Annotated in this window: 13 protein-coding genes; 10 read left to right on the top strand and 3 right to left on the bottom strand. The window is 62.4% G+C overall.

Annotation, left to right across the window (positions count from 1 at the left end; translation table 11 throughout):
* Positions 1-46: 46 nt before the first annotated feature.
* Together FHU29_RS21300 and FHU29_RS21295 are read left to right on the top strand one after the other, a co-directional pair.
* A complete protein-coding gene (locus FHU29_RS21300) occupies positions 47-1,678 on the top strand; it encodes an ABC-F family ATP-binding cassette domain-containing protein (RefSeq protein ID WP_064438809.1) in 1,632 nt (543 codons plus the stop codon).
* 195 nt (positions 1,679-1,873) lie between these two features.
* Positions 1,874-2,107, top strand: a complete 234-nt coding sequence (locus tag FHU29_RS21295) for a helix-turn-helix domain-containing protein (RefSeq protein ID WP_013806710.1) — start codon at positions 1,874-1,876, stop codon at positions 2,105-2,107.
* Positions 2,108-2,162: 55 nt separating this feature from the next.
* Here FHU29_RS21295 and FHU29_RS21290 read toward each other — a convergent pair whose 3' ends face one another.
* Together FHU29_RS21290 and acnA are read right to left on the bottom strand one after the other, a co-directional pair.
* Positions 2,163-2,738 carry a TetR/AcrR family transcriptional regulator gene (locus FHU29_RS21290; RefSeq protein WP_064439095.1) on the bottom strand — a complete coding sequence of 192 codons (576 nt, stop codon included), beginning with the start codon at positions 2,736-2,738 and terminating at the stop codon, positions 2,163-2,165.
* Between the two features lie 121 nt (positions 2,739-2,859).
* A complete protein-coding gene (gene acnA, locus FHU29_RS21285) occupies positions 2,860-5,664 on the bottom strand; it encodes an aconitate hydratase AcnA (protein ID WP_064439096.1) in 2,805 nt (934 codons plus the stop codon).
* 366 nt (positions 5,665-6,030) lie between these two features.
* Here acnA and FHU29_RS21280 point away from each other — a divergent pair, with 366 nt between their 5' ends.
* The 8 genes from FHU29_RS21280 to FHU29_RS21245 all read left to right on the top strand — a co-directional run bounded on the left by FHU29_RS21280 (position 6,031) and on the right by FHU29_RS21245 (position 14,576).
* The gene (locus tag FHU29_RS21280; protein WP_157094898.1) at positions 6,031-6,594 is read left to right on the top strand and encodes an Rv1476 family membrane protein; all 564 of its coding nucleotides are present in this window, start codon (positions 6,031-6,033) and stop codon (positions 6,592-6,594) included.
* A 412-nt stretch (positions 6,595-7,006) separates the two neighbouring features.
* A complete protein-coding gene (locus tag FHU29_RS23770) occupies positions 7,007-8,614 on the top strand; it encodes an NlpC/P60 family protein (RefSeq protein WP_064438811.1) in 1,608 nt (535 codons plus the stop codon).
* Positions 8,615-8,826: 212 nt separating this feature from the next.
* Positions 8,827-9,825, top strand: coding sequence for an AAA family ATPase (locus FHU29_RS21270; protein WP_232322876.1), 999 nt, complete (start codon positions 8,827-8,829; stop codon positions 9,823-9,825).
* 12 nt (positions 9,826-9,837) lie between these two features.
* Positions 9,838-10,836 (top strand): DUF58 domain-containing protein, encoded by a 999-nt coding sequence (locus FHU29_RS21265; RefSeq protein ID WP_064438813.1) that lies wholly within the window; start codon positions 9,838-9,840, stop codon positions 10,834-10,836.
* Complete coding sequence (locus FHU29_RS21260) at positions 10,833-11,813, top strand: VWA domain-containing protein (protein ID WP_064438814.1); 981 nt, start codon at positions 10,833-10,835, stop codon at positions 11,811-11,813. The genes FHU29_RS21265 and FHU29_RS21260 overlap by 4 nt, the downstream gene beginning before the upstream one ends.
* Before the next feature lie 82 nt (positions 11,814-11,895).
* The gene (fabG1, locus tag FHU29_RS21255; protein ID WP_064439097.1) at positions 11,896-12,627 is read left to right on the top strand and encodes a 3-oxoacyl-ACP reductase FabG1; all 732 of its coding nucleotides are present in this window, start codon (positions 11,896-11,898) and stop codon (positions 12,625-12,627) included.
* Between the two features lie 66 nt (positions 12,628-12,693).
* Entirely contained in the window at positions 12,694-13,485 is a 792-nt protein-coding gene (gene inhA, locus FHU29_RS21250) for an NADH-dependent enoyl-ACP reductase InhA (protein ID WP_064438815.1), read from the top strand.
* Positions 13,486-13,490: 5 nt separating this feature from the next.
* Positions 13,491-14,576, top strand: coding sequence for a ferrochelatase (locus FHU29_RS21245; protein WP_064438816.1), 1,086 nt, complete (start codon positions 13,491-13,493; stop codon positions 14,574-14,576).
* Here FHU29_RS21245 and FHU29_RS21240 read toward each other — a convergent pair.
* Positions 14,540-15,346 carry a type I toxin-antitoxin system ptaRNA1 family toxin gene (locus FHU29_RS21240; RefSeq protein WP_064438817.1) on the bottom strand — a complete coding sequence of 269 codons (807 nt, stop codon included), beginning with the start codon at positions 15,344-15,346 and terminating at the stop codon, positions 14,540-14,542. The genes FHU29_RS21245 and FHU29_RS21240 overlap by 37 nt on opposite strands.
* Between the last annotated feature and the right edge of the window lie 44 nt (positions 15,347-15,390).

The raw sequence follows: 15,390 nt of genomic DNA, 5'->3' as shown, positions 1-15,390 counted from the left end.
ACCGCGCTTGATTCGGCGCTTGATCCGCGAATTGCCAGGAGTTGTTGTGATTACCGCTACCGATCTTGAAGTGCGTGCTGGGATGCGTACCCTGCTTGCCGCGCCCGGGTCGGCTCTGCGCGTGCAGCCTGGTGACCGGATCGGGCTGGTGGGCCGCAACGGTGCCGGTAAGACGACAACGATGCGGATTCTCGCCGGTGAAGGGGAGCCCTATGCGGGAACTCTGACGCGGTCGGGTGAGGTTGGTTACCTCCCGCAGGATCCCCGCGAGGGCAATCTCGATCTCTTCGCCAAGGACCGTGTCCTGTCAGCAAGGGGACTCGACACCATTCTGCGTAAGATGGAAAAGCTCCAGGTTCAGATGGCCGAGTTCACTGATGACAGAGAACGCGACGCAGCTGTACGCAAATACGGAAATCTCGAAGACCGTTTCTCTTCCCTTGGTGGTTATGCGGCCGAAAGCGAAGCAGCGCGTATCTGCAGTTCGCTCGGTCTCCCAGACCGGGTTCTCGACCAGCCGCTCAGAACGTTGTCTGGTGGCCAGCGCCGCCGCGTTGAGCTCGCGCGGATCTTGTTTTCAGCCTCCGATGGCTCCGGTGGCAAATCGGGCACGACGTTGTTGCTCGACGAGCCTACAAACCACTTGGACGCCGATTCAATCACCTGGCTTCGTGGCTTTCTGCAAAGCCATGAAGGCGGCCTGATTTTGATCTCGCATGATGTGGAACTCCTTGATGCTGTGGTGAACAAGGTCTGGTTCCTCGACGCGGTCCGCGGTGAGGCAGACGTCTACAACATGGGCTGGAAGAAGTATCTTGATGCCCGCGCGACTGACGAAGCGCGGCGGCGGCGTGAGCGAGCCAACGCTGAGAAGAAAGCGTCGGCCTTGCGTGCGCAGGCTGACAAGCTTGGAGCCAAAGCCACGAAGGCAGCGGCAGCGAAGAACATGCTGCGCCGCGCTGACCGTATGATGTCTGAACTCGACGCCGAGCGTGTATCCGACAAGGTTGCGCGCATCAAGTTCCCGCAGCCAGCCACCTGCGGAAAGACACCCCTGACGGCGCAGGGCCTGTCGAAGTCTTACGGTTCCCTTGAGGTCTTCACTGGCGTGGATCTGGCGATCGACCGTGGCAGCCGAGTTGTCATCCTGGGCCTGAACGGCGCGGGGAAGACAACAATGCTCCGGATACTTGCGGGCCACGAAACCCCGGATACGGGTCAGATCGAGGCGGGTTACGGCCTGAAGCGAGGCTACTTCGCGCAGGAACATGACACGCTGAATGACGCCGCTTCGGTGTGGGAAAACATCCGGCAGGCTTCACCCGACGCTGGGGAACAGGAGCTACGAAGCCTGTTAGGCGCGTTCATGTTCACTGGCGCGCAACTCGAGCAGCCGGCGGGCACGCTGTCCGGTGGCGAGAAGACACGGCTCGCCCTCGCGGGACTCGTGTCGTCCGCGGCGAACGTTCTCTTGCTCGATGAGCCGACTAACAACCTCGATCCGGTCTCCCGCGAGCAAGTGCTCGACGCGCTGCGCACCTACGAGGGCGCGGTCGTCCTAGTGACACACGATCCGGGGGCTGCTGAAGCGCTGAACCCGGAACGGATCATCATGCTCCCCGACGGTGCCGAGGACCACTGGTCCGAAGAGTATCTGGAGCTCATTCAGCTCGCATAACGGCGTTTCGGGCAGTGCTGTCTTAAATCAGCCGCAATGGTTCTTGCCAACTTGTTGATCACCAGTTTGACGATTGTCTACGCTGGAGGGATACAGCATTGTGCCAGCGGAATGGCCCAGAGCACGCGCGCGGCGCGCACGCCCCGAGCACACGTTAGGTGCAATCACCCGGCGCCGAGCTCAGTGGAGGTTGAGATGGCCGGTTCAGCAGGGTCAGCGGGGCTCAATAAGGGAGCACGAATCACCGGCGAATCCAGAGAGCGCATCAGATCTGAGATCCGCCAGAAGTACGAGTCGGGAGCGAGTATCCGTTCGCTCGCCGAAGCAATGGGCAGAAGCTATGGCTTCGTCCACAAAATCCTTGTCGAGTCAGACGTGAAACTACGCGGTCGAGGTGGTGCGAACCGCCGTCGCCGTGTATCAGCCTGATCGCAACGACAACGGAAGATCCTGAAGTGCTTACGCTTTACTCAGCGTAAATACTTCAGGATTTGCTGTGTCCGCGACGCACCGAGGCCTCGACTAGGTCGAGCACTGCGTCGAGATGATCCGTTGACTGCCCTGAAGCCAAATGTGAAACCAGACCATCCAGCACCAGATCGAGATAGCGCAGAAGCACTTCGGTTGGGATGTCCTCGCGGAGCCGTCCTGCTGACCGCTGCCGTTCGAGCCGGGCGGTAGCGGCGGCGGTGAGCTCACCTGAGCGGTCGGACCATTCCCTCCGGAACTCGGGATCCGTTCGGAGTCTCCGAGTGATCTCGAGCCGCGTGCCGAGCCAATCGAATTGCGCTGGATCCTTGAGAAGATTCCGCATCACCTGGACGAGGCCCTGCTCTGCGGCGGTATCCGCCATGCGGCGTGCATCTTCATGCGCCAGCGCGAGGAACAGGGCGTCCTTGTCGCGGAAATGATGAAAGATCGCGCCACGTGAGAGTCCGGTCGCCTCTTCCAGCCGGCGAACCGTCGCTCCTTCGTAGCCGAACTCAGCGAAACACTGGCGCGCACCGTCAAGAATTTGCGCACGCCGCGCGACGAGATGATCTTCACTGACTCTGGGCACGTTCACTAGCCCTTCACGTGGTAGCCCAGACGGCTGCGGGCCCGGGCGACCACGAAGTGGTGCGTTCCCGGGCCCGCAGCCGTGTACTGGGCAAATGTTGCCTGCAGCGGACCGGTACGGGTCAGCTCTTGACCATGTTGCGGAGCACGTACTGCAGGATGCCGCCGTTGCGGTAGTAGTCCCGCTCACCAGGCGTGTCGATGCGGACTACGGCGTCGAACTCAATTTTCTCGCCGTTTTCCTTGGTTGCGGTCACCTTCATGGTCGGCGGCGTGACGCCCTCGTTCAGCTTCTCGATGCCCTCGATGTCGAAGACCTCGGTGCCGTCGATGCCGAGCGTCTTGGCGCTCTCGCCTTCTGGGAACTGAAGGGGGACGACGCCCATGCCGATGAGGTTCGAGCGGTGAATGCGCTCGAATGACTCGGTGATCACTGCCTTGACACCGAGCAGGCGTGTGCCCTTTGCAGCCCAGTCGCGCGACGAGCCGGAGCCGTACTCCTTGCCGCCGATCACGACGAGTGGGATACCCGCCTTCTGGTAGTTCATCGATGCGTCATAGATGAAGGCCTGCGGGCCACCCTCCTGCGTGAAGTCACGGGTGTAGCCGCCGGAGACGTCATCGAGGAGTTGGTTCCGGAGGCGAATGTTCGCAAAGGTGCCGCGAATCATCACCTCGTGGTTGCCACGCCGAGAACCAAGCGAGTTGTAATCTTTGCGCTCCACGCCATGAGAGTCGAGGTACTGCGCCGCCGGGGTACCAGGCTTGATGGGGCCAGCGGGCGAGATGTGGTCAGTGGTGACCGAGTCGCCCAGGAGCGCCAGCACGCGAGCACCCTTGACGTCAGAAACCGGAGTCGTCTCGAGCGTCATGCCATCGAAGTACGGAGCCTTGCGCACGTAGGTCGAGTCCTCGCCCCACTCGAAGGTGTTGCCCTCCGGGGTGGGAAGGTTGCGCCAACGTTCATCGCCCTTGAAAACGTCCGCGTAGGACTTCTTGAACATTTCCTGGCTGATCGCCGACTTGATGGTGTCGTCGATCTCCTGCGGCGACGGCCAGATGTCCTTCAGGTAGACGTCGTTGCCTTCTTTGTCTTTGCCGAGTGAGTCGGTTTCGAAGTCGAAGTCCATGGTGCCGGCGAGCGCGTAGGCAATGACGAGCGGCGGCGACGCCAGGTAGTTCATCTTCACGTCGGGGGAGATGCGACCTTCGAAGTTCCGGTTACCTGAGAGCACCGCGGTGACGGTGAGGTCGTGCTCGTTGATGGCCTTGGAGATTTCCTCGGGGAGGGGGCCGGTATTGCCGATGCAGGTGGTGCACCCGTAGCCACCAAGGTGGAAGCCGAGCTTTTCGAGGTACGGCCAGAGGCCAGCCTTTTCGTAGTAGTCGGAAACCACCTGCGACCCGGGCGCCATGTTGGTCTTGACCCATGGCTTGCTCGTCAGGCCCTTCTCGACAGCGTTGCGCGCGAGGAGCGCGGCGCCGATCATGACCGACGGGTTCGAGGTGTTCGTGCACGAGGTGATACCCGCAACCGCGACCGCGCCGTGGTCGAGAACAAACTCGCCGTGCTCTTCGGAAACCACCTTGATTGGTTTCGACGGGCGGCCTTCAGAACCGTTTGCGGCAGAGTTGAGATCCACTGCATCGTCGTCGGCGAAAGACAGCGCCGCCGGATCTGAAGCGGGGAAGGACTCTTCGACAGCCTCGTCGAGGTGGCTGTGCGGAGTCGCGTGATTCTCTTCGACGTAGTTGTGGATGTCCTTGCGGAACGCGGTCTTCGACTCAGACAGCAGGATGCGGTCCTGAGGGCGCTTCGGGCCGGCGATCGAGGGGACAACTGTGCTGAGGTCGAGCTCGAGATACTCGGAGTACTCAGGTTCCCTGTTCGCGTCGTGCCACATGCCCTGCTCTTTGGCATAGGCCTCGACGAGCGCTAGCTGGTCTTCGTCACGCCCCGTCAGACGCAGGTAGTTGATGGTCTCTTCGTCGATCGGGAAGATCGCGGCGGTTGAGCCGAATTCTGGGCTCATGTTGCCGAGGGTCGCGCGGTTGGCCAGTGGAACCTCTGCCACACCCTGGCCGTAGAACTCGACGAACTTGCCGACGACACCGTGCTTGCGCAGCATGTCAGTGACGGTGAGAACGACATCGGTCGCGGTCACGCCGGGGTTGATCTCGCCAGTCAGCTTGAAACCGACGACGCGCGGAATGAGCATCGAGACCGGCTGTCCGAGCATCGCGGCTTCGGCTTCGATGCCTCCCACACCCCAGCCGAGCACACCGAGGCCGTTGACCATGGTGGTGTGCGAGTCGGTACCCACACAGGTATCTGGATAGGCCTGGCCGTTCCGAACCATGACGGTACGCGCGAGGTATTCGATGTTGACCTGGTGGACGATGCCGGTGCCCGGCGGGACGACCTTGAAGTCGTCGAAGGCGCCCTGTCCCCAGCGAAGGAACTGGTAACGCTCGCCATTGCGCTGGTACTCGAGTTCGACGTTGCGCTCGAAAGCGTCAGGCCGGCCGAATACATCCAGGATCACGGAGTGGTCGATGACCATTTCGGCGGGTGAGAGCGGATTGACCTTGTCTGGGTCGCCCCCGAGGGTGGTGACTGCCTCACGCATCGTCGCGAGGTCGACCACGCAGGGCACTCCAGTGAAGTCCTGCATGATCACGCGGGCCGGTGTGAACTGGATCTCGACGCTGGGCTGCGCGCTCGGATCCCACTTCGAAATCGCGTTGATGTGCTCTTCAGTAATGTTTAGGCCGTCTTCGGTGCGCAGGAGGTTCTCGGCGAGAACCTTGAGTGCGTACGGCAATTTTTCGGTACCGGGAACCGCGGAGAGGCGGAAGATCTCGTAGGAATTGTCCCCGACCTCCAGTGTTCCGCGCGCTCCAAAGGAATCAATGCTGGTGCTCACGTCAGCTCCACTCGTCGATAAGTCTTCCGCCAGCTGGGCTGTGCCGACGGGGTCGCACGCCACTTTCGGCAGGTGCCGCTGGCGCATGGTCACGAGCATGCCAGAGCGCTACGACAGATACCTGGAGTGGCAAAAAGAATTCTAACAGTACGGTCGTACTGTGAAATCGCGGGGGTGGCATCACTGCCGGGCAGCGACACTCGCGCGGCAGAGCGCCGAGGTTGCAGGTGCTTGGTCGCGTATCATCGACTGCTGATTCGCCGAACCCGGCTGGCGCTAGCGGTGCCTCGATGTGCGCGACACTGATCTGCGGTGGTGGTCGCGCGGTGCCGCCGGAACCCGTCTTCGGCACCGGATGGAGACAAGGTGAGATTTGTGAACGCTGGACCGGTTACCGATGCGCTCACCAGTGGGGGGCCATTTCAGGCCAATACACCACCGGCGGTGAATCTCGACGACGTGCTAGCTGGGCTGGCGGAGGACAATGTCTACGCCCCGGAAGGGGAAGTCGACATTTTTCGGGATATCGTCGCTGAGGCTGCCGAGCAGGGCATAGACCTGAAGATCGTCGCTTTCCCGTACAACCCTTGGTACGGGGGTGGCCCGCGCGATCTGGCGAATGACATCGGTGCTGCGGACGGTGGAACGATTCTCGTTCTCGGGCAGAACGTCATTGCGTCTTATAGCGATTCCATTAGCCGGTTCACCCTTGAGGGCGCGCAGATGGAAATCGCTCGCCGTGAGCATCCCGATGCAGCTGCGATGTTTCTCGACGGAATCACCGCGTCTAGCTTCCCCTGGACTGGGCTGACGGTGGCCGTGCTGTTCCTTGTTGTCGCGGTGGTTGTCGCGACCCGCTGGTGGTCGCGTCGCGGCTATGACTATGCCGACTACACCGAAGATGCGGCGAGCCCCGGGGCGATTAGCTGAGGGTGGCTATTCCTTCCCGGGAAAGCCTGCCGAACGACGGCTCGTCTGATGAGCCGAAATCTGGTGCATTCCGGAGTAATCCCGTGTGCGCGTTTGCCGAAACGAAGTAGTAATACCCCGAATCGGCGCGAAAGCCGTACTCATACAAACGGACATTTGCAAATTACTGCTGTGTAGTTTTGTGCAAATTGATGTAATCGTGATGTGTGTTGTCGTACGGTTCACATGACACGTAGGTGGGTGAAGTGGCCCACTGTGTTTTGTGAGGCGGGCGGGTACGCGCAATATGCCCATGCCGGAGGGAGGCAGTCTGAGGTATCTCAGCGCCTAACTCAGTCTCGGTCGCACCTCCGGGCCGGACGGCACCTGCCACGCACGTAGGCAGAAATCGCCGGCCTTGAGGGAGTGGACTGTGAACCGACGAAGAGTCAGGCCGCCAGTCGGGGCGGTCCGGATTGTGGTCGGGCTTGGGTTGGCAGGCCTGCTGATGGCGACGCAATCAACTGTGTCGCTCGCGATTCCGCCACGCCCAAGTGATGGCGAAATTGCTGACGCGCAAGGCGCAGCGGCAAGCAGCGTGCGAACCGTAGCGCATCTCATTGATGAGCTCGCTACGAAGGAAGCGGAGCTCGCGAACCTCGATGCCGAGATCGCTACTGTGCGTCAGCAGGCGAACAAGGCTTTGGTCGACCTCGAGCGCGCGCAGAGCGAAGCGACACGGGCCGAGGACGAAGCCTCCGCTGCCCGTGCGCTGCTAGAGGAAGCAAGTCAGAGCATCCGAGAGGCTCAAGAGCGCTATGACGCGTTCGTACACCACAACTATGTTCAGGGTGGCCCTGCTGACTCGCTGGAGCTCTTCGCGGGTGCGCTAGGCCCAGGCGAAGTGCTTGATCGCGCGCACCTCCGGAATGTGGTCGGGCTGAGCCAGAAGAGCGCGATCGAGGCGCTCGAGCGCGCTCGAGCGCAGATGGCAAACCAGGACTCTTCCGCGCGGCTCGCGAGGGATCAGGCACGCTCCGCTGCCAGCCAGGCTCAGACGGCCAGAGAGGCCGCGATGTCGGCTTTCGGTACTGCGCTGGAACGTCAGCAGCAGGCTGTGGGAGAGCGTGAACGGCTCGCTCGCGAGCGGACTGCAGCACAGGCGTTACTGCAGGCGGCCAGGGACACGGTCGACGGACTTCAGGGGCAGCGGAGCGCACACGACAGCTGGGCAGCCGCGCAGGAGCCGGCCGCCGCTCAGGGGACTCCCGGGACAGAAGAAGTTGCCCAGAATCCTGAATTCACCGCGCCGCATGAGGAATTCACGGAGCAGGGGAACTCGGACGCGATAGGGCCAGTCGACAATGCTGAGCCTGTCGCGCCGGCTACATCCGCTCCGGCGGGGGTACCCAGCACCGGCTCGATGGGTGCGGCGCGCCAGGAAGCGAACCTCCTCGCCAATCTCGACCTGGGACGACTTGTTGACACGATCCTTGCGTCCGGCTCAATGGGTTCCCTCGAGAGCTTCACGCCGCCGCGGGCGGTTCCACCGCCCGGCGGCCAAAATCCGCCACCGTCAAGTGGAGACCCAGGTGGGGGAGATCCAATTCCGTCCACCCGGGCGCAGAAGATTGACGCTGTGGTCAATCGCGCGCTTTCTCAGGTTGGCGTCCCCTACGCGTGGGGCGGCGGCAACGCGAACGGGCCTACCTTGGGCATCAGGGACGGTGGCGTGGCGGACCGGCACGGTGACTACCTGAAAATCGGATTCGACTGTTCTGGGCTGATGGTTTATACCTTCGCGGGCGTGGGAATCAGCCTTCCCCGATTCAGCGGGTACATCTACAACGCCGGCACCAAAGTTCCAGTCGCCCAGATGGAGCGCGGCGACATGCTGTTCTGGGGTGCGGGCGGCAGCCAGCATGTTTCGCTGTACATCGGCAACGGGCAAATGGTCGAGGCGCCGTTCTCCGGCGCGACAGTCCGGGTCGTGTCAGTCCGCTGGAGCGGGATTCAGCCGTTCGCTGTCCGCATGATCTGACGTCGGCGGCGGGAGGTTCCGGCAGAGTCCGGCGGAACCTGGAATAGTGGACCAGGTACTGACATTGGCCGGCAAAATTCCGGCCCTGGCATGTAACGGTGGTCTGCAGAGTGACGTTCGAGCGCACAGGAGAACAGGGCAATCCGGTCGGCGACGGAACCGGCCATGGTCCCGGATCGTCGCGGCCCGGGCACCTCCCGCCGTCGGCGACGCTGGAAGACGATGCGAAGTTGCTCGAACGCACCGCGCATGAAGTGAAACGCGTCATCGTGGGGCAAGATGCTCTGGTAGAGCGGCTGCTCGCGGGAATGCTGGCCAGAGGCCACGTCCTGCTCGAAGGCGTTCCCGGTGTGGCGAAGACCCTTGCGGTGTCGACGCTGGCGCAGGTGATCGGTGGTAGCTTCTCGCGCGTCCAGTTCACGCCAGACCTTGTGCCGACCGACTTGATTGGTACACGCATTTATCGGCAGGGCCGAGAGCAGTTCGATACCGAACTCGGTCCTGTGGTTGCGAACTTCGTCCTTGCGGACGAGATCAACCGCGCCCCCGCGAAGGTTCAGTCCGCTCTGCTCGAGGTGATGGCGGAACGCCACGTGTCGATTGGCGGCAAGACATATCCAGTGCCTGATCCGTTTCTCGTACTAGCGACACAGAACCCGATCGAGAGCGAAGGCGTGTATCCACTGCCAGAAGCGCAGCGGGATCGCTTCCTCTTCAAAGTTCTGGTCGATTACCCCTCGATGGCCGAGGAACGCGAGATCGTCTACCGAATGGGCGTAACGCCACCGGAGGCGCGCCGCATTCTGGATTCTTCTGAGGTCATTCGCTTGCAGCGCACCGCGAGCAACGTATTCGTGCACCATGCTCTGATTGATTACGTTGTGCGAGTGATCACAGCTACGCGTGATCCTCGCAAGTTCGGCATGGATGAAGTGGCGGGATGGCTCGCATACGGAGCTTCCCCGCGTGCGACTCTCGGAATCATCGCCGCGGGGCGCGCTCTAGCGCTCATGCGCGGTCGGGATTACGTCGTCCCCCAGGACGTCGTCGAAATCATCCCCGATGTGCTCAGGCACCGTCTGGTTCTCAGTTATGACGCGATGGCCGATGAGATCACGCCCGACTCCATCATCGACCGTGTGCTGCGGACGGTGGGGTTACCGCAGGTGACCGCAGAGCCCGTGGGTGCAGCACCGCAGTCGCCCCGGTGACGTGGAATGACAATGCAGCAAGGCGATGGCCGAGCAGAGCGTCCTCCTGAGAAGCGGCGTCACCCCGCGCCGCCGTCATTTGCCAGCGGTGAACTGCGCGATCCCCAGCTCGCCGCAGCGCTACGAACTCTCGAACTCACAGTTCGGCGCAAGCTGGACGGGGTCCTCCATGGCGACCATCTGGGTTTGATTCCCGGCCCAGGTTCCGAGCCTGGTGACGCGCGCATGTACCAGCCGGGCGACGACGTCCGCCAGATGGACTGGTCGGTGACCGCCCGGACGACACACCCGCATGTCCGCCAGACGATTGCGGACCGTGAACTCGAGACGTGGATAGTGCTCGATCTGTCGGCGAGCCTTGATTTCGGTACTGCAGACAGCGACAAGCGGGACCTGGCAGTGGCGGCGTGTGCGGCAATCACCTACCTCACCGGAGGCGGCGGGAATCGCATCGGCGCGATCGTCGCGACCGGTGCTGATACGATCCGTGTACCTGCAGGTTCGGGTATGCACCACAGACAGACTCTGCTCCGGAAGATCGCGACGACGCCGCGCGCAGCATCAGGTACACGTGGCAGTCTCGATGCGGCTATCGACGCCCTGCGTCGGCCGCAGCGTCGCCGTGGACTCGCCGTGATCATCAGTGACTTCCTCGGCCCCATTGATTGGGAGCGTTCGCTGCGAGCTGTTTCGGGCCGTCATGACCTGCTCGCAGTCGAAGTGCTTGACCCGCGTGACCTGGAGTTGCCCGATGTGGGACTGGTAACCCTGCAGGACCCTGAGTCGGGCGCCACGAAGGAAGTGAAAACAACGAGGAAGCTGAGGAACGATTTCGCGGCGGCCGCTGAACAGCACCGCGAGGATGTGGCCGCGGTGTTGCGGCGATGCGGGTCGCCTCTGCTTTCCCTCCGCACTGACCATGACTGGATTGCCGACATCGTGCGTTTCGTCGTGTCGCGACGTTCCAGGCTCAGCGTGTCGGCTGGTATTCGTAGTGGAGCTGGACGATGAGTGTGTCGGATTTCGCGAACCCCTGGTGGTTGCTGTTTCTGCTCGTAATCGTGATCCTCGCTGGGGGATACGTCGTCGCGCAGCGGCTTCGGCAGCGAAACGTGATGCGGTTCACCAACCTCGCGCTTCTCGAGAAAGTTGCACCGCGACGGCCGAGAGCGGAACGGCACGTTCCGGCGGTCCTTCTCCTGGTGGGGCTTGCGATGCTCACGGTGGCCCTGGCGTCACCCACCAAAGAACAGCGTGAACCACGGGATCGGGCGACTGTCATCCTCGCTATCGACGTTTCGCTGTCGATGGAGGCGACGGATGTGCTTCCGTCCAGGCTGATCGCTGCGCAGGAGGCGGCGAAGAGCTTCGCGGAAGGTCTGCCTCCGGGCCTGAATCTGGGGCTTGTGAGTTATGCCGGAACCGCGTCCGTGCTGGTCCCACCGACAACGGATAGATCGCCAGTCACCTCTGCGATAGACCGATTGCAACTCGCTGAGCGAACAGCAACGGGTGAGGCCATTTTCACTTCCCTGCAGGCGATAGATTCGCTAGCCGCGATAGTGCCGGCCGGTGAAGAGCCCCCGCCAGCCCACGTGGTCCTGCTTTCCGACGGAAAGCAGACTGTTCCGCGCGAAATGGATGCGCCGCGAGGCGGATTCACCGCAGCGCGGCTTGCGGCAGACCGGGGAATCCCGGTGTCGACAATCTCCTTCGGCACCATGCTGGGCACAGTCACCATCGAGGGTCAGACGATCCCCGTCCCCATCGATGAGCCAGCCATGCGAGAGATAGCTGACATTTCTGATGGCGAGTTTTACACTGCGGCGAGCCAGGATGAACTCGAGGCTGTCTACGAGACACTTGAGTCCCAGATCGGGTACGAAATCGTCCGCGGTGACGCAAGCCAGCCCTGGTTGGTTCTTGGCACGATAGTGATTGCGGCCGCCGGTGGGGCTGCGCTGCTGATCAGCCGCCGCATCCCGTAAAACCTGTGGTCAACGATCACAATTTGTACGGAACCGCCATCCGGTGTCGAACCTGCTGGGCATACCAGATAAGTTGACAGCCATGCCTACCGACGAAGCTGCAGGTTTCACCTCTCGCTCTGTTCTGGTCACCGGTGGCAACCGTGGCATCGGTCTTGCGATAGCTCGCAGACTGGTCGCCGACGGGCACAAGGTGGCAGTCACGCATCGCGGCTCCGGTGTTCCGGATGGCCTCTTCGGTGTTAAGTGCGATGTCACGGACTCCGCATCGGTGGACGCGGCATTCAGCGAGGTCGAGGCGCATCAGGGACCGGTCGAGGTTCTGGTCGCGAATGCCGGCATCACGGACGACACATTGCTGATGCGCATGAGCGACGAACAGTTCGAACGTGTCGTCGATGCGAACCTGACTGGGTCGTTCCGGGTCGCGAAACGCGCGACACGCGCGATGCTTCGTGCCAGGTTCGGCCGTTTTATTTTTCTCGGCTCGGTGGTCGGCCTTGCGGGTGGCCCTGGCCAGATCAACTATTCGTCGTCCAAAGCGGGGCTTGTCGGAATGGCACGGTCCCTCACGCGGGAACTTGGATCCCGATCGATTACTGCGAATGTCGTCGCACCCGGCTTCATCGAAACCGACATGACCGCGGACCTGGCTGATGATCACAAGAAGATGATTGTGGGTGCAGTACCGGCGGGGCGTGCTGGCCAGCCGGAAGAGGTCGCAGCGGTTATCAGCTGGCTCGCGTCCGACGATTCCCGCTATGTCACGGGTGCTGTCATACCAGTTGACGGCGGTCTCGGGATGGGGCACTGATTTTCCGCTCGTTTGGCGCGGCGTTCTGGCAAGGTTCTGGCAGTCACACAACACGGAGGTAGATAAGTGAGCGGTCTGCTCGCGGGGAAACGACTCCTCATCACCGGTGTCATCACCGACGCGTCTATCGCTTTTCACGTCGCGAAGACTGCCCAGGAGCAAGGTGCTCAAGTAGTACTCACGGGCTTCGCACGGATGCGGCTGATCGAGCGGATCGCGAAGCGCCTGCCTGCGGAAGCTCCCGTGGTGGAGCTAGATGTGCAGAACCAAGAGCACCTCGACACGCTTGCAGATCGCGTGCGCGAACATGTGGATGGGATCGACGGGGTAGTGCACTCGATCGGTTTCGCCCCGCCTTCATGTCTGGGCAGTCCCTTTCTAGATGCGCCGTGGAGCGATGTCGCTGTCGCAATGGAGGTCTCTGCGTACTCGTATGCCTCGTTGGCGAAGGCAGCGCTGCCTCTAATGTCCGCGGGTGGGTCGATTGTGGGGATGGATTTTGATCCGCGCGCAGCCATGCCGTTCTACAACTGGATGGGCGTGTCAAAGGCGGCACTGGAGTCAATTAACCGCTATGTGGCACGAGAGGCCGGCGCGCGTGGAATCCGTTCCAATCTCGTTGCTGCGGGACCAATCCGGACCCTCGCGGCCAAAGCGATCGCGGGCGCCGCGACTGGCGCGGGTGAAGAGTTGCAGCGCATGAACGAGAAGTGGGAGGAGCGCGCGCCGCTCGGCTGGGACGTCGACGACCCGACGCCGGTGGCGCAAACGGTATGCGCCGTGCTGTCAGACTGGCTGCCGAAAACCACCGGTACCGTGATCTATGTCGACGGCGGTACCAGTACGCAGGCATTCTGAACGTCATGAGTTCTGGTGGATTTGACGCGTTACTGCTGCTGTCTTTCGGCGGTCCTGAGAAGCCGAGCGATGTGCGGCCCTTCCTGGAGAACGTGACACGTGGCCGAAATGTGCCGTCCGCGCGCCTAGATGAGGTGGAGCAGCACTATCTGCACTTCGGTGGCGTCTCTCCGATCAATAAGCTGAATAGGCAGATCATCGCAGCGGTCCAGAAGGAACTCGCTGCCGCGGGGCTCGACCTTCCCGTGTATTTCGGCAATCGGAATTGGCATCCACTGGCTGAGGACACAGTCGAAGAGATGGCGGACGCGGGCGTCGATCGTGCCTTGGTCTTCCCCACATCAGCGTGGGGTGGATACTCGGGTTGCCGCCAGTACCACGAAGACATCGCGCGTGCCAGGGCGTCCGTCGCGGAGAACGGAAATGAAGCGCGGAACGCTCCAGAGTTGGTGAAACTGCGGCACTATTATGACCATCCACTGCTGGTTGATGCGTTCGCCGACGCGATACGCAGGGCGCGGGACGAGTTGCCACCACCGCTGCGCAGCGGCGCGAGGCTTGTGTTCACGGCTCACTCCATACCTGTAGCGGCGGACGAGTCGGCCGGGGTACCGAGCGAGGGCGGCCACCTCTATAGTCGTCAAGTTCGTGAGGCAGCGAGGCTCTGCGCTGAAGCATCAGGGGTCGACGACTACGACGTGGTGTGGCAGTCGCGTTCTGGTCCAGCGCACATTCCTTGGCTTGAGCCAGATATCTGCGACCACCTTGAGTCTCTTTCTGAAGCGGGGGAGAAGGCGGTCATCGTTTGTCCGGTGGGTTTCGTGTCCGATCACCTCGAGGTTGTGTGGGACCTCGACACTGAGGCCAAGGAGAAGGCCGCAGAACTCGGCATGGGTTTCGCGCGCGCCGCGACACCGGGCACAGATCCGCGATTCGCGAAACTGGTGGTGGAACTCGTCCGCGAGGCAATCGGCCTGGCTGTACCGCGCCGTCTCGGCGCGGAGCCGTCGAGGGGCACGGCAGTGAACGGCTCGCCCTGCCTGCCAGGCTGCTGTCAGGTTCGCCGGCGGGTTTCGGCGACGCAAGCGTGAACCGCCGCGAGGCGTGCTTCACGGACTGCGGTGCGCAACGGGCGTAGCAGCGACTCCCGGTTTTCGGCCTGCGCTGCGGAGATCGCGCCGATCGGCCCATGCTGGTCTGCGACCGTCAGAATTGCATCAATCTCATTTGCCGCGTCGAAGACGCGTGCGGCGCGCGGCGGGATGCTGTCGGGGTAGCGGACAGCCGAGAGATCGGCGAGCGCTTCAACGATCATAGGTCGCACGTCCTGTCCACCGGACGTGTCGATGAACTCTAGTTTCGCCAGCGCCGTCGCGGCTTCCCTGGTGGCCTCCCGGAGCATGAGTTCCGCTTCACCGAGTGCCGGATAAACGGGTTCGGTTCCGGGACAGGGGAGGCTGTACACGGACCAGCGCAGCGCTTCGGCGCCTTCAGGTGCTGGAACGAGCCCGATAACGTCGGTAGCACCTGCGAGGATGACGCCTTCGCCCGCTCCTGCCGCTGCCGTGGCGAATGGCGATCCGAGCGGGACGCCACGGAAGTCACCCGGTGCGGGAAGAACCAGCCGGAACGACTGTGCCGCTGCGGCTCCGGATCTGAGAAGGCGCAGCAGGTGGGCAGCGGTGCCATCAGACTCGGAGAACCAGTGCGGGTCAACGCCGCCGCTGGCCACGCGATCCCCGGAAACCACAACGTGAAGCGGTGCCCACTGGCGCAGCGCATCGATCACATCGTCAGGCGCGGCGCGCCCGGCCAGCCAGGAACTGCCCCAGACTGTGAGTGTGGCGCTCGGAGTCGACATGACAGACCAGCATAGATCGGCGTGGCTGCTATCGGTACCTCGGT

This window comes from Hoyosella altamirensis (assembly GCF_014191505.1).
GTDB classification, from domain to species: Bacteria; Actinomycetota; Actinomycetes; order Mycobacteriales; family Mycobacteriaceae; genus Hoyosella; species Hoyosella altamirensis.
The sequence above is the reverse complement of the archived record's forward strand: the minus strand, read 5'-3'. Positions and strand labels throughout refer to the sequence as shown.